A 15,654-nucleotide genomic window follows, 5' to 3' on the forward strand; every position below is an offset into this window, starting at 1 on the left:
GATGAACGCTCAGACTCAAGTGTTGAAACATCACGCGAAAATCCAGACTGCCCCGCTCAGTTCGCTCTGGCGCGTGGCGCTGGTGCAGGCCTTCGTCAAGCTCGACCCACGGGTACTGCTACGGTCGCCGGTGATGTTGGTGGTCGAACTGACCGCGGTGCTGACCACCCTTCTGTGCTTAGTGCCGAACCCCGCCGTGGATACCGCAGTGGCGGTGCAACTGGCCCTCTGGCTGTGGTTCACCGTGCTCTTCGCCAACTTTGCCGAGGCGCTCGCCGAAGGTCGTGGCAAGGCCCGTGCCGATAGCCTGCGGGCTGGCAGCCAGGGCCTCAGCGCGCGTCGCCGCAAGGCCAGCGGTGAGTTCGAAACCGTGGCCGCCAGCACCCTGCGCAAGGGTGACGTGGTGCGCGTCCAGGCCGGCGAGTTGATCCCCGGCGACGGCGAGGTGATCGAAGGCGTCGCCGCGGTCAACGAGGCGGCCATCACCGGCGAATCCGCGCCGGTGATCCGCGAGTCCGGCGGCGATCGCTCGGCGGTCACTGGCAATACCCGCCTGGTGTCCGACTGGTTGCTGGTGAAAATCAGCGTGAACCCGGGTGAGTCGACCCTGGACCGCATGATCGCCCTGGTGGAGGGCGCCAAGCGGCAGAAGACCCCTAACGAGGTGGCGCTGGACATACTGCTGATCGGCCTGACCCTGATCTTCCTGCTGGTGGTGGTGACCCTGCAGCCGTTCGCCATCTTCGCCGGCGGCAAGTTGCCGCTGGTGTTTCTGGTGGCACTGCTGGTGACCCTGATCCCGACCACCATCGGCGGCCTGCTGTCCGCCATCGGTATCGCCGGTATGGATCGCCTGGTGCACCTCAACGTGATCGCCAAGTCCGGCCGTGCGGTCGAGGCCGCCGGTGACGTGCATGTGCTGTTGCTGGACAAGACCGGCACCATCACCTTCGGTAACCGTCGCTGCAGCGCGGTCTACACCGCGCCCGGGGTCAGCTCCAAGGAACTGGCCGAGGCTGCGCTGCTGGCCTCGCTGGCCGATGACACGCCGGAAGGCAAGTCCATAGTCGAATACCTGCGTGGCCTGCAGCCGATGGCTGAGCCGGCGCGGACCGAGATCGACACCATTCCGTTCAGTGCCGAAACGCGTCTGTCCGGGGTCGACTGGAATGGTCACGTCTACCGTAAAGGTGCAGTCGATGCGGCCATGGTCTTCATCGGCCTCGAGCGTGGCGCGGTGCCGGCGCCCTTGTCGCGGGAAATCGACAGGATCGCCAAGAGCGGCGGCACGCCGTTGCTGGTAACAGCCGACGGCAAGCTGCGCGGTGTCATCCACCTCAAGGACGTGGTCAAGCCGGGCATTCGCGAACGTTTCGCCGAGTTGCGCCAGTTGGGTATTCGCACCGTCATGGTGACCGGCGACAACCCGCTGACCGCTGCTGCGATTGCGGCCGAAGCCGGTGTCGATGACGTGATCGCCGAAGCCACGCCGGAGAAGAAACTCCAGCGCATCCGTGCCGAACAGGCCGACGGCAAGATGGTCGCCATGTGCGGCGACGGCGCCAACGACGCCCCGGCTCTGGCCCAGGCCGACGTCGGCATGGCGATGAACGACGGCACCCAGGCCGCCCGCGAGGCGGCCAACCTGGTGGACCTCGATTCCGACCCGACCAAGCTGCTGGACGTGGTGCAGGTCGGCAAGGAACTGCTGGTCACCCGTGGCGCGCTGACCACCTTCTCGATCGCCAACGACGTGGCCAAGTACTTCGCCATCCTGCCGGCGCTGTTCGCCAGCCTCTACCCGCAGCTCGGCGTGCTCAACCTCATGCAGCTGGCGAGCCCGCAGAGCGCGATCCTCTCGGCGATCGTGTTCAACGCGCTGATCATAGTCGCGCTGATCCCGCTGGCCTTGCGCGGGGTCAAGGTGAAGGCGGCGAGCGCCTCCCATCTTCTGGCGCGCAACCTGCTGATCTATGGCCTGGGCGGGCTTGTCGCGCCCTTCGTCGGGATCAAGCTGATCGACCTGCTGCTGACCGCGGTGGGGCTGGCTTAGGCCTGGGGGTAGGGTGGAAAACCGCGAAGCGTTTTCCACCGACCAGGCCTTGCACTGGTGGACAAGCAAAGCGTTGTCCACCCTACAAGTTGAAGTCCGTAGCCCGGATGCAATCCGGGATACTCCAACAGATTTTGGAGAACATTATGCTTAACCAACTCCGTCCCGCCCTGAGCCTATTGGCCCTGATGACCCTGATTACTGGCGTTGCCTATCCCCTGGCTGTCACCGGCGTGGCCCAGCTCGCCTTCCCCGCGCAGGCGGGTGGCAGCCTGGTCGCCGACAGCGAGGGCAAGATCCGTGGCTCCAGCTTGCTCGCCCAGCCTTTCGAGGGTGACGACTGGTTCCAGGTGCGCCCCTCGGCGGCCGCCTACGCCACCGTCTCCAGCGGTGCGAGTAACCTGGCGCAATCCAACCCGGCCCTGGCCGAACGCATCGGCAAGGACGCCGCGGCGTTGGCCAATGGCACCGGTGCTCCGGTACCCTTGGCGCTGGTCACCACCTCCGCCAGCGGCCTGGACCCGCATCTGCCGCCGGCTGCCGCCAGCTACCAGATCCCGCGCATCGCCGCCGCGCGCAAGCTGTCGAGCGAATCGCTCGAGCGCCTGGTCGAGAGCCATACCGAACGTCCGTTGGTGGGGCCGGCGGTGGTCAACGTGCTGGCGCTTAACCTAGCCCTCGAGGGAATTCATCGATGAGTGATGCCGGCCGTGCCGAGGCTTTTCTGGCGGATCTGCCGCCCGATCGGGATAACCGTGGCGGCCGTGGCCGGCTCAAAGTCTTTCTCGGCGCCGCGCCGGGGGTCGGCAAGACCTACGCCATGCTGCTGGCGGCCCAGGCACAGCAGCGTCAGGGCGTCGATCTGCGCGTCGGGGTGGTCGAAACCCACGGCCGCGCCGAAACCGAGGCGTTGCTCGCCGGCCTGCCGCAACAGCCGCCGCTACGCAGCCTCTACCGTGGCATCAAGCTGGCCGAGATGGACCTCGACGGCCTGCTGGCCAAGCCGCCGAAGCTGGCGCTGGTGGACGAGCTGGCCCACAGCAACGCCCCCGGTAGCCGCCACGCCAAGCGCTGGCAGGATATCCAGGAGTTGCTGGCGGCCGGCATCGACGTCTACACCACGGTCAACGTGCAGCACATCGAAAGCCTCAACGACCAGGTGCGCGATATCACCAGCGTGCAGGTGCGCGAGACGGTGCCGGACTGGGTACTGCAGGAGGCCTACGAGCTGGTGCTGATCGACCTGCCGCCGCGCGAACTGCTGGAGCGCCTGCGCGAGGGCAAGGTCTATGTCCCGGAGCAGGCGCGGGCGGCGATCGATGCCTTCTTCAGCCAGACCAATCTCACCGCCCTGCGCGAATTGGCGATGCAGACCGCCGCGGCGCGGGTGGATGCCGACCTCAACCAGCGTTATCGCCAGTTGGGTCAGGAAGCCCCGACCGTACGCGGCCGCCTGCTGGTGGCGGTGGATGGGGACGAGCAGGCCGAGCGCCTAGTACGCCACGCCTGTCGGGTGGCCGAACGCCGCCACCTGCCCTGGAGTCTGGTGCATGTGGATACCGGCGGGGTGCGCAATGAGGTCGCGCGCGCGCACCTGCAAGCGGCCCAGCAACTGGCTGAACGCCTCGGCGGCGAGGTGGTTGGCTTGCGTGCCGGTGAAGTGGCGAAAACCTTGATCCAGCATGCCTATGAGCGCCAGGCCAGTCTGGTGCTGGTCGGTCGTAGCCGGCAGCGCTGGCGCCGCCGCTGGTTCGGCCTGGGCGTTGCCGAGCGTTTGCTGCGGCATGCCGAAGGTTTGGAAGTCAGCGTGTTGGATACCGAGGCCGATCGAGTGCCGGCGACGTCCCGTCCACGCTATCCAGCACGCCTGGGCGACTATGCCCTGGCGTTTTTCGCCACGCTGCTGGCGACTGCCTTGGCCTGGGGCGTGTCGCATGTTCTCGAGTTGCCGAATATTTCCCTGGTGCTGCTCGCAGCCGTGCTGTTGGTGGCGGTACGCACCAGTTTCGGCCCGGCATTGGCCTGCGCGGTGCTGTCGTTTCTCGCTTACGATTTCCTGTTCATTCCGCCGGTTTTCTCACTGACGATTCACCGTCAGGAGGATGTGCTGACCCTGTTGTTCTTCCTGCTGATGGCCGCCCTGACCGGTAACCTGGCCGCCCTCCAGCGTCGGCAACTAGAGGCCCTGCGTGAGACCCAGAGCGAAACCGGCGCGCTGCTCGATCTATCTCGCAAACTCACCGCTGCCACCGATCGCCAGGCGGTGCTGACTGCCGCAGGCCAGCAGCTCGCCGGTTGGAGTGACCTGGATATTTGTCTGCTCGGTCGTAGCGGCGATGGCGGCTGGAAGGTCGAGGCGGGTGTCTCGCGGTTGCTCAGCGACGCCGAGCGGGTCGCGGCGCAATGGGCCTGGCAGCATGATCAACCGGCCGGTCTCGGCACCGACACCTTGCCCAGCGGGCGCTGGTGGTGGTGGCCGTTGTCTGGCGAAGATGGCCCGCTGGCACTGCTCGGGGTCAGCCCGAAAGACGAGCAGCCATTAGCGGCCGATCGCCGGCGTTTGCTCTCGGCGCTCGGCCAGCCGTTGGCTCAGGCCTTGGCGCGTGCGCAGTTGGCGGAGGATCTGGAAGCGGCGCGTTTGCATGGTGAAACCGAGCAACTGCGCAGTGCCTTGCTCGCCTCGGTGTCGCATGACCTGCGCACACCGCTGACGGCCATGCGCGGCGCCATCGACAGTTTGCTGACGTTGGATGAGCAGATTGGCCCGCAAGACCGTCGCGAGCTGCTGGAAAGCACCCGCGATGAAGCCGAGCGGCTCGATCGATATATCCAGAACCTGCTGGACATGACCCGTCTTGGTCACGGCGGCCTGAAACTCGCGCGTGACTGGGTGGCGCCGGTGGATATCGTCGCCAGCGCTCTGCAACGGTTGCGTCCGCTGCTGGCGCCACTGGTGGTGGAAACCGAGGTGCCGGCCGAGTTGCCGTTGCTCTACGTGCATCCGGCATTGATCGAGCAGGCACTGATCAATGTGCTGGAAAACGCCGCGCGCTTTTCGCCAGCCGGTGGTCGTCTGCGCATAGCGGTTGAAGCTGATGGCGAGGCCCTGTACGAGGGGAGGGAGCTGCGCATCGTCGTCAGTGACCAGGGGCCAGGAATCCCCGAGGCCGAGCGGGAGAAAATCTTCGACATGTTCTACACCGCCGCCCGCGGTGATCGCGGCGGGCAGGGTACGGGTTTAGGCTTGGCCATCTGCCAGGGCATGCTCGGCGCCCATGGTGGCCGCGTGACGGTGGGCGAGGGGTTGGACGGCCGGGGTGCAAGTCTGACCCTTCATCTGCCGTTACTTCCACAACCCGATTCGGAGGATGACCTATAAGGAGACATGGCGCAGCCTTGTGCGCCCTACACTCTGTATCCGCCGCTTCTGATTCGAGAGTCTATGACGACCAACCAACCGACCATCCTGGTCATCGACGACGAACCGCAGATTCGCAAGTTTTTGCGCATCAGCCTGGCGGCCCAGGGCTACAAGGTCATCGAAGCCGGCAATGGCACCGAGGGTCTGGCCCAAGCCGCGCTGGGCAAGCCGGATCTACTGGTGCTCGATCTCGGTCTACCGGATATGGACGGCCATAGCCTGCTCAAGGAGCTGCGCGAGTGGTCGCCGGTGCCGGTGCTGATTCTTTCCGTGCGCGCCGGTGAGGCCGAGAAAGTCCAGGTGCTGGACAGCGGCGCGAATGATTATGTGACCAAGCCCTTCGGTATTCAGGAGTTTCTCGCCCGCGTACGGGCTTTGCTGCGCCAGGCGCAAGCCGGCGACAGCCCGCAAGTGGTGGTGACTATTGGCCCGCTGAGCGTGGATTTCGCCTACCGTCAGGTCAGCCTGGATGGTGCCGAAGTCAGCCTGACGCGTAAGGAGTACGCGGTGCTGGCGCAGCTGGCGCGGCATGCCGGGCGGGTGGTGACCCAGCAGCAGCTGTTGAAAGACATCTGGGGGCCAACCCATGTCGAGGACAGCCACTACCTGCGCGTGGTGGTCGGTCATCTGCGGCAGAAACTCGCGGATGATCCTGCTAACCCGCGCTTTATCGTCACCGAGGCCGGGGTTGGTTATCGTCTGCGCGAGAGTTGAGCGGCTGTGATTCCTTCCCCCTGGTTGGCGTCTAGCGACTAGTGGCGCGGAAACCCTCCACGCGGGCTTGAGCGAAGGACATCATGCAGGAACTGTTGAACGAGATTCTCGCCGAAGTCAGACCCTTGATCGGGCAGGGCAAGGTGGCCGATTACATCCCGGCGCTGGCCAAGGTGCCGGCGGCGCAGCTGGGCATCGCGGTGTACAGCAACGAGGGCGAGCTGTACTGCGCCGGCGACGGCCTGGTGCCGTTCTCGATCCAGAGCATCTCCAAGGTCTTCAGCCTGGTCCAGGCGATTCAGCATTCCGACGAGGAGATCTGGCAGCGCCTGGGCCACGAGCCCTCCGGCCAGCCGTTCAACTCCCTGGTGCAGCTGGAGTTCGAGCGCGGTATTCCGCGCAACCCCTTTATCAACGCCGGCGCCCTGGTGATCTGCGACATCAATCAGTCGCGCTTCGCCGCCCCGGCGCAGTCGCTGCGTGACCTCGCCCGGCGCCTGAGCGGCAACCCGCACGTGGTCTCCGACGAGCTGGTGGCCCGCTCGGAATACCAGCACCGCGCGCGCAACGCGGCCATGGCCTACCTGATGCAGTCCTTCGGCAACTTCCATAACGAGGTCGAGGAGGTGCTGCGCAGCTACTTCCACCATTGCGCCCTGCGCATGAGCTGCGCCGACCTGGCCCGGGCCTTCAGCTTCCTGGCCAACCAGGGCCGCTGCCGGCACAGTGGCGAGCAAGTGCTGAGCCCACGCCAGGTCAAGCAGGTCAACGCGATCATGGCCACCAGCGGCCTGTACGACGAGGCCGGCAACTTCGCCTACCGGGTCGGCCTGCCGGGCAAGAGCGGGGTGGGCGGCGGCATAGTCGCGGTGGTGCCGGGACGCTTCACCGTGTGCGTGTGGTCGCCGGAGCTCAACCCGTCCGGCAACTCGCTGGCCGGGATGGCGGCGCTGGAGAAGCTCTCCGGCAGGATCGGCTGGTCGATTTTTTGATTTGGCTTAGAGCCTGTTCATGATCTGCTGCGCGTCGGCCATGCGGCGTTGAAATCGGGCTCAAAATGCTCATTTACCACTTGTAAACTGCGCTTTTTCGCCCGATTTCGCCTTGCCTGACCTTAGCTCGCGAGATCGTGAACAGGCTCTTAGGGCGGTTCGATGAGTTCCTAGGGTTTCTGCTCAGTCATCCGCTTCGTATTTGTCCAGCGTATCGCTGGTGATCTGCCGGCCCAGCTGAATCAGCTCCGGCGCCTTGTAGAACTCGAAGAAGCTACAGACCCGCTTGGGCACGTTGATCAGGATATCCGGCGGGTAGCCGGCGATCTTGTATTGCGCCAAGGAGGTCTGCATCACCTCGAAACTTTGGTTGACCAGCTCCAGCAGCGACGCCGGGCCGTTGGTGTCGGCCACCCGCGAACCGCTGGCGGACTTGGGCGTGCCGTTCGCCTGCGCTGCGCGCCGTTCGCCGAGCCAGGGGTTACGGCTGGCCGTACTGGCGAGTAGGGCCTGCTCTTGCAGCAGCAAAAGCTCCTCGCCAGTGCCTTCGGTTTTGCGCAGGAAGGGCAGGCGCGCGCCGAGCGAGCCCATCAGCAGGTCTATGCGGCTCTTGATCGCCGGCGGCCGCTCGATGACCGGCAACTGGTATTGCTTTTGGTTGGTCGAGTTGAGGTTGACCGCGATGATCAGGTCGCAATGGCTGGAGACGACCGGGATGATCGGCAACGGATTAAGCAGGCTGCCGTCGACCAGCACGCGCTTGCCTTGGATGACCGGCGTGAACAAGCTTGGAATCGCCGCCGAGGCACGCATGGCCTGATGCAGGCAGCCTTCCTGGAACCAGATTTCCTGTTGGTTGGTCAGGTCGGTGGCGACGGCGGTGTAGGGAATCCGCAGGTCTTCGATTTTGATCTCGCCGACGATCTCGCGAATCTTGCCAAACACCTTCTCGCCGCGGATGGCACCCAGGCGGAAACTGACGTCGAGCAGGCGCAACACATCCAGGTAGTCCAGGCTCTCGATCCACTCGCGGTATTCTTTCAGCTTGCCGGTGGCATAGATCCCGCCGATCACCGCACCCATCGAACAGCCGGCGATACAGGCGATGTCATAGCCGCGCCGCTCCAACTCTTCGATCGCGCCGATATGCGCGTAACCGCGCGCGCCCCCTGAACCCAGAACTAGGGCTACTCGTTTGCTCATGGCTGCTCCCCCGTAACGCTGTGTCTTAGACCATACGCGTGCCCTCTGGCTGCGCCAAGGTGGCTAGGTTAAAAACGACGGTCAGCCGTCGTCAGTCAACAGCGCTCCCTTGTGTCAGCCGATTCGTTGGCCGCGGGTTAACGGACGCTTGCCGGTTGCGTCACGAACTGCACTTTTCCGGTTCCACGTCGTCCTACTGACAGACTAGACTCTTGCCGTTTTCCCTTCTCGAGGAGCGTTGTTGATGAAAGCTTGGATCTGCTTACCCCTGATGGTCTTGGCGCTGGCCGGTTGTGCCGGTAAAACCGCCTACCGTGATAGCTGTGGTAGTCAACTGGATGCCGCCTGGCGGGAACTGGATCTCGCCAAGGCCGAGGGTTTTGCCGGTACCGTGAGCTATTCCAAAGCCCTTTCGCTGCTCACTGCGGCAAAGACCCAGCAGCAGTTCGAAGCCTTTGAAGGCTGCGCGGCTAAAGCGCAGAAAGCCCGCTTCTACATCCGCGAGTCGCGTGCCGGGAGCTGAGGGCGCTGGCGGGAGACGCCCTGATCGGCTTGTTGCGGGCCTGATCAGGGCGTTGTAGGTATTTACGCTGGTAAAGCGGGCGACTCGGCGTTTAGCTGTGCGGTGTTCAGATAGAGAGGTGTTGATGCAACTCGATTTCGCAACCTTGACCCCGGTGGAGGTTTACCGTTGGTTGGCCTCGACCGTCACGCCGCGGCCCATCGCCTGGGTTTCCACACTGGCGAAAGACGGCGTGAGTAATCTGGCGCCGTTCAGTTTTTTCCAGGTGATCAGCGATGAGCCGCCGACCCTGCTGGTCAATGTCGGTGCACATGACGACGGCCGCCTCAAGGACACCCTGCGCAACGTGCAGGACACCGGCGAGTTGGTGATCCAGCTGGTCTCGGCCGCGCAGGCGACGGCGATGAATGCCTCGGCGGCACAGCTGGCGCATGGCGTCAGTGAATTCGAACACTGTGGTATCGCCACTCTGCCAGCCAGCCGGGTCAAGCCACTACGGGTGGCCGGCGCGGCGGTGGCGTTCGAATGTGCGCTGGCCGAGGTGCAGCCGTATCCACGGGATAACCCCAACTGTTACCTGGTCTTCGCCCGTGTGCTGTTGGCGCATATCGATGATCGGGTTCTGGATGGTCACGGCCGGATCGATCCGCAGAAGCTGGATCTGATTGGGCGTCTGGGCGGCAGCCGTTACTGCACGACTCGCGACCGTTTCGATATGGCCCGCCCTGGCTAGGCCGGGCCAAACCGAGGCGCGGGGGAGAGGGCGGCTCTAGCACGTAGGCTGGGTTTCGCCAAAAACGGCTCTACCCAGCCTACGGATACCGCAAGAGGTAACGAATCAACCGCTCAGTCCACTAGTTTCAGTGTTTCGTCACTCTATAAGGTTGCTGGCGCTTTGCCGCTGGTCGGCGCACCGGTAGCATCGGGCGTCTGATCATAAGGAGTGACCATGCACACGAAACTGAATGCCTGTCTGCACGCGGTGAATCAGGTGCTGTTGGGCAAGGAGCCTCAGGTGCGGCTGGCGTTGGCTTGCCTGTTGGCGCGCGGGCATTTGTTGATCGAAGACCTGCCGGGGATGGGCAAGACCACTCTCAGTCATGCGCTGGCCAAGGTGCTGGGTTTGAGCTTCCAGCGTATCCAGTTCACTTCCGATCTGTTGCCCGGCGACATCCTCGGCACCTCGGTGTTCGATAAGGACACCGGGCAGTTCGTCTTCCATGCCGGCCCGATCTTCGCCGAGCTGGTGCTGGCCGATGAGATCAACCGTGCCACGCCGAAGAGCCAAAGTGCTTTGTTAGAGGCGATGGAGGAGGGCCAGGTGACCATCGAGGGCGCCACCCGCCCGTTGCCGGAACCCTTCTTTGTCATCGCCACGCAGAACCCGGTCAGCCAGGGCGGCACTTTCGCCTTGCCGGAGTCGCAGCTCGATCGCTTTCTGATGCGCCTGTCCCTCGGTTACCCCGCCAAGGTGGCGGAAAAAGCCCTGTTGCTGGGTGAGGCGCGCCGCGCGCTGTTGCCGCGCCTTGCGGCGATTCTCAGCCATGTCGAACTGGCGGCGCTGCAGGCCGAAGTTCCGAAAGTCCGCGCCAGCGATGCGCTGGTGGACTATGTACTGCGCCTGGTGGAAGCCACCCGCACTCAGCCGCAGTTCGCCTGGGGCCTCTCGCCACGCGCCAGCTTGGCCTTGCTGGCGGCGGCTCGCGCCTGGGCCTTCCTGGCGGAACGCGAGTATGTGATTCCGGAAGATGTGCAAGCCGTGCTGCCGTCCGTGGTTGGCCACCGGCTGCGTGAGCGGGCCGACCCGGCGGGGCATGGTGGCGGCGCGTTAGTCCAGTGGCTGCTGCGCGAGGTGCCGGCGCTTTGAGGGCGCGGCTGAAAAGCCGCTGGCAGCGCTGGTTGCTGCGGCGGATTCCGCCGGCGGCCAGCGTGCAATTGACCCAGCGGCGGATCTTCATCATTCCGACCCGCATCGGTGCCGCGTTCGGTTTGGCCTTGGGGCTGATGCTGCTGGCCGCGATCAATTACCAGAACAGCCTGGCCTATGGCCTGACCTTCCTGTTGGCCTCGGTCTTTATCGTCGCCATCTTGCATACCTACCGCAATCTGGCCGGGCTGACGCTGCACGCCGGGGGTGGCGCTGCGCTGTTTGTCGGTGAGCTGGCGCGTTTTCGCGTGCGTCTGGAAAGTCGCGGTCGCGCCCATCAAGCCATCGGCCTGGGCTGGCCGCCGGCCGCGCTACAGGCACTGGATGTGGCGCGAGAGGGCGTCAGCGAGTGTGAATTGAGCCGGCCGGCCCTGCGCCGTGGCTGGCTGCGGCCGGGGCGCTTGCGGGTGGAGAGTCGCTTCCCCTTGGGCATCTTGGTGGCCTGGAGTTGGGTCGATCTGGATCAGGCGCTGCTGGTCTATCCACGCCCGCTCGCGGGTGAATTGCCGCTGGCCGCCGGTGCCCGTGAGGACGATGAGGATGACGGTGCGCGAACCCTCGGGCTTGGCGCGGATGACTTCCAAGGCTTGAAAAGCTACCAGCCCGGCGACTCCAAACGGCGTTTGTACTGGAAGGCCTATTCCCGCGGGCAGGGTTTACTGGTCAAAGATTTTGCGGCGCTGGCCGGGCGCGAGCTGTGGCTGGACTTCGCGGCGCTGCAAGGCGATGTGGAGGCGCGTCTGTCGCTGCTGTGCCACTGGGTCTTGCACCTGTCGGAGCGCCAGCAGCCCTTCGCGCTTAGTCTGCCTGGCAGCGTGCTGGCGCCGGACAGCGGTGAGAACCATCGCGAAGCCTGCTTGCGCGCCTTGGCACTATTCGGCGAGCCGCCCCTTACCCTGCCCTCAGCCGGGCGCAGGGGGACAGTTGGCAGGGTCTTCGACCGGCGGTTGGGGCAGCCATGAGCGCGGCCCAGCCGATTCCCCGGATCAGCCTGACCTGGCTGCTGGTGGCCCAGGCGTTGGTGATCATCCCGCATCTGGCGCATCTGCCGCTGTGGATCATCGGCTTGTGGCTGGGCTGTGCGGGCTGGCGCATCCAGATTTTCCGCATGCGTGCGGGTTACCCGGACACCTGGGTCAAGGCCGGGCTGGCGGTAGGCATCGTCGGCGGGGTGCTGCTCTCGCGCGGCAGTTTGATCGGTCTGGACGCCGGGGTGCTGCTGTTGATCGCCGCCTTCATCCTCAAACTGGTGGAAATGCGCACACGCCGCGATGCGTTGGTGCTGATCCTGCTCGGCTTTTTCGCGGTGGTTACCGCCTACTTATTCGATGACAGCCTGCTCGCCGCGCTGTTCAGCCTATTGCCGGTCACTGCGCTGCTGGCGGCACTGATCGGCCTGCAACAAAGTGCGTTCGCCATGCACCCTTGGCCGACCTTGCGCCTGGCGGCTGGTTTACTCCTGCAAGCCTTGCCGTTGATGTTGCTGCTCTTTGTGTTCTTTCCCCGACTGGGGCCGCTGTGGTCGCTGCCGGGGCCGAGGGATCAGGGCGTCAGCGGGCTTTCCGACAGCATGGCGCCGAGCGATATTGCCGAGCTGAGCCGCTCCGCCGAGTTGGCTTTCCGCGCCAGCTTCGATGGCCCGCCGCCGCCGCGCAACCAGCTGTACTGGCGCGCCCTGACCCTGGAACGCTTCGATGGTCGGCGCTGGTCGCAGGCCGCCGGCGCGCAGTCAGCCGCTCCACCGGCCTGGGAACAGCGCGGTGAGCCGCTGAGTTACAGCATCATCATGCAGCCCAGCGCGCGGCCCTGGTTGTTCAGCCTCGATGTGGCGACCACGGATCTAGCCCAGACCCGGCTGATGAGTGATTTCCGCCTGGAGCGGCAACAGCCAGTGGAGCAGACCTTGCTCTATCGGGTGACTTCCTGGCCGCAGGCCCTGCGCGAGCCCGCAGACTCCAGCACTGCTTTGCGCCGCGCCTTGCAGTTACCGGCGCAGGGTGACCCACGCAGCCGGGCCTGGGCCCTGGAGTTGAAGCGCCAATACCCGCAGCCGCAGGCGTTGGTGCAGGCGCTGCTGGGGCATTTCAACCGTGAGCCCTACGCTTACACCCTGCGGCCCCCGCCGGTTGGGGCCGACAGCATCGATGAGTTCCTGTTTCGCACCCGCAGTGGTTTCTGCGCGCATTACGCCGGAGCCATGACCTTCGTCCTGCGCGCGGCCGGCATACCGGCGCGGGTGGTGGCGGGTTATCAGGGCGGCGAGCTGAGCGCTACGGGCAATTACCTGCAGGTGCGGCAATTCGATGCCCATGCCTGGGTCGAATACTGGTTGCCGGAACAGGGTTGGGTCAGTGTCGATCCGACGTTTCAGGTGGCACCGGAGCGGATCGAACAGGGGCTGGAGCAGGCCATCGCCGGGGAGCAGAGTTTTCTCGAAGGCTCGCCGTTGTCGCTGCTGCGTTATCGCGATATCAACTGGCTGAACCAGCTACGGATGGGCTGGGATAACCTCAATCACGGCTGGCAGCGCTGGGTGTTGGGCTACCAGGGGGAGCAGCAGGTGCAGTTGCTGCAGCGCTGGTTTGGCCGTTTGGAGGCGCGTGATCTAGTGCTTGCGCTGGTGGGCGGTGGCGGGCTGCTGCTGGGCTTGCTGGCGCTAGCACTGTTCAAACCCTGGCGGCGTGAGCGGGATCTGCAGCAGCGCCTCTATCGGCACTTCGAGCGCTTGCTCGCGCGGCATGGCTTGCGCCGCGCTGCGGGCGAGGGCGCGCGGGCCTTTGCCGAGCGCGCGGGGCAAGCCATGCCGGCGCAGGCCGAGCAGATTCGGGCGTTTGCCGCCGCTTTCGAGGCGCAGCGCTATGCTGGTCGGAGCGCTGAGCCAGCCGAACTGCGGCAACGATTGGCGCAACTGCGCCGCGCCTTGCCCTGGCGCCTGACCCACACCCAGCGCTGAGCCTGCGACTATCGATCACTTGTTTGTGACGAGCGCCTGATTAAGCTAAAGCCCCTTACTCAAGGACGTGTGCCATGGCTGGATGTGTCGATGCCTTGATTGCCCAGGTGTTGCGGTTGGCGATCAACTTGCAGGCCTGCCGTGCGCGCTTGGCTGCACGCACCGATGGTGAGGCGTTGCACGATCTGCGCTTCGCCCTGCGTAAGTTACACAGCCTGCTACCACCGCTGCGTGGGCTTATCGAGAACGACCCCTTGGAATCTGCCGCTGCGTTGGGGCATTTAAAGCGAGGTGCTATTGGCCGAGCTACAGGCGCATACCGCGCAGCGTTCGCTCGACGCGCACCGTTAGGTGCTGGCCGCCGCCGAACAACTGGCGGATCAGGCGCTGTTGCCGTTGCAGCAGTACTTTCCCGGCCGTTGACGTAGCGCGGCTTACAGGGTTGCCCATTTTCCCCGTTGAATTGGCCTAACCGGCACTTTAACTGGCTACCGCCAGGGGTGGCCTATCCCCTAAGATCGCGGACGCATTTTTGTTTTGAGGCAAGCATGACCTTTTCCGAGTTGCTTAGAGCCGTTCGCGCCAATCCCTCGTCCGTCGTGGTGCCGAGTCAGTGGGGCCAGGGCCGCGCGGTTTTTGGTGGGGTGGCGGCGGTGCTGGTGTACGAAGCCATGCGTGCGCAAGTGCCGACAGGGCGCCCGGTCCGTTCGTTGGCGATCTCCTTTGTCGGGCCGTTAGCCGTCGATACGCCGGTGAGCCTTGAGGTGGAGGTGCTGCGCGAAGGTAAGGCGGTCAGTCAGGTGCTCGGTCGTGCTGTGCAGAACGGCCAAGTCGTGACCTTGGTGCAGGGCAGCTTCGGTGCCTCCCGCGATTCGGCCATCGACGTCGTAGCCGAACCCGCACCGCTGATCAAACCCGTCGAGGAATGCCAGGAACTGCCCTATATCGAAGGCGTGACCCCGGAGTTCACCCGTTACCTGGCAATGCGCTGGGGTATTGGCGGCATGCCGTTCACCAATAACCCGGCGCGGGAAATGGGCGGGTGGGTGCGCTTACGCGGTGAGACCGAAGCCGAGGTGGTCGATGCGGCTCATCTTCTGGCGTTGGTCGATGCCTGGCCGCCCGCAGTACTGTCACATTTACGCGCCCCGGCGCCTGGGAGTTCGCTGACCTGGACCATTGAGTTCGTGCAGCCGACGCCGAAATTGAGCACCTTCGATTGGTGCCTGTACCGCGCGCAGATCGAGCATGCCCGGGATGGCTACGGCCATATCGCCGCCGGGCTGTGGACGCCGGATGGCGAGCTGATCGCGCTGAGTAGGCAGACCGTATCGGTGTTCGGCTGAGGCTCGTCGGCACCGCTGCACTTAACGCCGCTGACGGGTTTTCCAGGCCCGCCACCAGCCGCCGTTGAGGACAAAGCGCGGGAAGGTAAAGAACTGCTCGAGCAACAGCCGCTGTACGGCATCGGTCGTGTCGCTGAACGGCGCCTGGGCCTTGGCCTCCAGGCGGTGGCCATGCTCCTGCAGCGCGAGGGCGGCGAGCAGGCCGATCACGCCCAGGATCAGCGGTAGCACGCGGAGCTGGAACAGGGCGGACAGCAGCATCAGGCTGGCCAGGATAAACAGCGGCACGGCAATCAGGTGCACGATCAGGTTGATCGGGTTGCGGTGGGTGGCGGCGTAGCCGCGCCATTGCCAGGTCAGCAGGTTGGGGCGGTGTCTGCCCATGATGCAATCCTCGGAAGGTTTGCAGGGAGTCTAGGCGGCTGTTGAGGTTTGCGCGGGTGCCTGGCCTATGGCTGGCCCGGCCAGACAGGGGACTACTTAATAGAAGCGGCAGCCAAGCACGATGAAAGGGCGTGGGCT

The 15,654-nt window shown here is 64.8% G+C and carries 14 protein-coding genes; 11 read left to right on the forward strand and 3 right to left on the reverse strand.

Annotated features, from left to right (window positions below):
- Position 1: 1 nt before the first annotated feature.
- The 5 genes from kdpB to glsB all read left to right on the forward strand — a co-directional run bounded on the left by kdpB (position 2) and on the right by glsB (position 7,180).
- Positions 2-2,053, forward strand: coding sequence for a potassium-transporting ATPase subunit KdpB (kdpB, locus tag FFS12_RS03420; protein WP_137885525.1), 2,052 nt, complete (start codon positions 2-4; stop codon positions 2,051-2,053).
- Between the two features lie 146 nt (positions 2,054-2,199).
- The gene (gene kdpC, locus FFS12_RS03425; protein ID WP_137885526.1) at positions 2,200-2,751 is read left to right on the forward strand and encodes a potassium-transporting ATPase subunit KdpC; all 552 of its coding nucleotides are present in this window, start codon (positions 2,200-2,202) and stop codon (positions 2,749-2,751) included.
- Positions 2,748-5,432 carry a sensor histidine kinase KdpD gene (locus FFS12_RS03430; RefSeq protein ID WP_137885527.1) on the forward strand — a complete coding sequence of 895 codons (2,685 nt, stop codon included), beginning with the start codon at positions 2,748-2,750 and terminating at the stop codon, positions 5,430-5,432. Before kdpC ends, FFS12_RS03430 begins: the two co-directional genes overlap by 4 nt.
- Positions 5,433-5,495: 63 nt before the next feature.
- Positions 5,496-6,188 (forward strand): response regulator, encoded by a 693-nt coding sequence (locus FFS12_RS03435; protein ID WP_137885528.1) that lies wholly within the window; start codon positions 5,496-5,498, stop codon positions 6,186-6,188.
- Positions 6,189-6,271: 83 nt separating this feature from the next.
- Positions 6,272-7,180 carry a glutaminase B gene (gene glsB / locus FFS12_RS03440; protein ID WP_137817209.1) on the forward strand — a complete coding sequence of 303 codons (909 nt, stop codon included), beginning with the start codon at positions 6,272-6,274 and terminating at the stop codon, positions 7,178-7,180.
- Between the two features lie 183 nt (positions 7,181-7,363).
- Here glsB and FFS12_RS03445 read toward each other — a convergent pair whose 3' ends face one another.
- Positions 7,364-8,383 (reverse strand): patatin-like phospholipase family protein, encoded by a 1,020-nt coding sequence (locus FFS12_RS03445; RefSeq protein WP_137885529.1) that lies wholly within the window; start codon positions 8,381-8,383, stop codon positions 7,364-7,366.
- A 244-nt stretch (positions 8,384-8,627) separates the two neighbouring features.
- Here FFS12_RS03445 and FFS12_RS03450 point away from each other — a divergent pair, with 244 nt between their 5' ends.
- The 5 genes from FFS12_RS03450 to FFS12_RS03470 all read left to right on the forward strand — a co-directional run bounded on the left by FFS12_RS03450 (position 8,628) and on the right by FFS12_RS03470 (position 13,786).
- The gene (locus FFS12_RS03450) at positions 8,628-8,906 is read left to right on the forward strand and encodes a hypothetical protein (protein ID WP_137885530.1); all 279 of its coding nucleotides are present in this window, start codon (positions 8,628-8,630) and stop codon (positions 8,904-8,906) included.
- A gap of 124 nt (positions 8,907-9,030) precedes the next feature.
- On the forward strand, positions 9,031-9,639 hold the full coding sequence (locus tag FFS12_RS03455) for a flavin reductase family protein (protein ID WP_137885531.1): 609 nt from the start codon (positions 9,031-9,033) through the stop codon (positions 9,637-9,639).
- Between the two features lie 216 nt (positions 9,640-9,855).
- Positions 9,856-10,773 (forward strand): MoxR family ATPase, encoded by a 918-nt coding sequence (locus tag FFS12_RS03460; protein ID WP_137885532.1) that lies wholly within the window; start codon positions 9,856-9,858, stop codon positions 10,771-10,773.
- Complete coding sequence (locus FFS12_RS03465; RefSeq protein WP_137885533.1) at positions 10,770-11,795, forward strand: DUF58 domain-containing protein; 1,026 nt, start codon at positions 10,770-10,772, stop codon at positions 11,793-11,795. The genes FFS12_RS03460 and FFS12_RS03465 overlap by 4 nt, the downstream gene beginning before the upstream one ends.
- Positions 11,792-13,786, forward strand: a complete 1,995-nt coding sequence (locus FFS12_RS03470) for a DUF3488 and transglutaminase-like domain-containing protein (RefSeq protein WP_137885534.1) — start codon at positions 11,792-11,794, stop codon at positions 13,784-13,786. The genes FFS12_RS03465 and FFS12_RS03470 overlap by 4 nt, the downstream gene beginning before the upstream one ends.
- Positions 13,787-14,092: 306 nt before the next feature.
- On the opposite strand, the gene FFS12_RS20080 is transcribed toward FFS12_RS03470, so the two are convergent.
- The gene (locus tag FFS12_RS20080; RefSeq protein WP_256657256.1) at positions 14,093-14,236 is read right to left on the reverse strand and encodes a hypothetical protein; all 144 of its coding nucleotides are present in this window, start codon (positions 14,234-14,236) and stop codon (positions 14,093-14,095) included.
- 98 nt (positions 14,237-14,334) lie between these two features.
- On the opposite strand from FFS12_RS20080, the gene FFS12_RS03480 reads away from it, so the two are divergent.
- Entirely contained in the window at positions 14,335-15,132 is a 798-nt protein-coding gene (locus FFS12_RS03480; protein WP_137885536.1) for an acyl-CoA thioesterase II, read from the forward strand.
- Between the two features lie 21 nt (positions 15,133-15,153).
- Here FFS12_RS03480 and FFS12_RS03485 read toward each other — a convergent pair whose 3' ends face one another.
- Entirely contained in the window at positions 15,154-15,516 is a 363-nt protein-coding gene (locus tag FFS12_RS03485; RefSeq protein ID WP_137885537.1) for an Mpo1-like protein, read from the reverse strand.
- Between the last annotated feature and the right edge of the window lie 138 nt (positions 15,517-15,654).

Origin of the sequence: Pseudomonas sp. 2FE, assembly GCF_005503735.1 — a bacterium.
Lineage (GTDB): Bacteria > Pseudomonadota > Gammaproteobacteria > Pseudomonadales > Pseudomonadaceae > Aquipseudomonas.

Bases quoted from the DNA above. Each gene is read 5' to 3' on its own strand.
- FFS12_RS03485 (WP_137885537.1), bottom strand. From the start codon at position 15,516: ATGGGCAGACACCGCCCCAACCTGCTGACCTGGCAATGGCGCGGCTAC.
- FFS12_RS03435 (WP_137885528.1), top strand. From the start codon at position 5,496: ATGACGACCAACCAACCGACCATCCTGGTCATCGACGACGAACCGCAG.
- FFS12_RS03430 (WP_137885527.1), top strand. From the start codon at position 2,748: ATGAGTGATGCCGGCCGTGCCGAGGCTTTTCTGGCGGATCTGCCGCCC.
- FFS12_RS03455 (WP_137885531.1), top strand. From the start codon at position 9,031: ATGCAACTCGATTTCGCAACCTTGACCCCGGTGGAGGTTTACCGTTGG.
- glsB (WP_137817209.1), top strand. From the start codon at position 6,272: ATGCAGGAACTGTTGAACGAGATTCTCGCCGAAGTCAGACCCTTGATC.
- FFS12_RS03460 (WP_137885532.1), top strand. From the start codon at position 9,856: ATGCACACGAAACTGAATGCCTGTCTGCACGCGGTGAATCAGGTGCTG.
- FFS12_RS03470 (WP_137885534.1), top strand. From the start codon at position 11,792: ATGAGCGCGGCCCAGCCGATTCCCCGGATCAGCCTGACCTGGCTGCTG.
- kdpB (WP_137885525.1), top strand. From the start codon at position 2: ATGAACGCTCAGACTCAAGTGTTGAAACATCACGCGAAAATCCAGACT.
- FFS12_RS03480 (WP_137885536.1), top strand. From the start codon at position 14,335: ATGACCTTTTCCGAGTTGCTTAGAGCCGTTCGCGCCAATCCCTCGTCC.
- FFS12_RS03450 (WP_137885530.1), top strand. From the start codon at position 8,628: ATGAAAGCTTGGATCTGCTTACCCCTGATGGTCTTGGCGCTGGCCGGT.
- FFS12_RS03445 (WP_137885529.1), bottom strand. From the start codon at position 8,383: ATGAGCAAACGAGTAGCCCTAGTTCTGGGTTCAGGGGGCGCGCGCGGT.
- FFS12_RS20080 (WP_256657256.1), bottom strand. From the start codon at position 14,236: ATGGGCAACCCTGTAAGCCGCGCTACGTCAACGGCCGGGAAAGTACTG.
- kdpC (WP_137885526.1), top strand. From the start codon at position 2,200: ATGCTTAACCAACTCCGTCCCGCCCTGAGCCTATTGGCCCTGATGACC.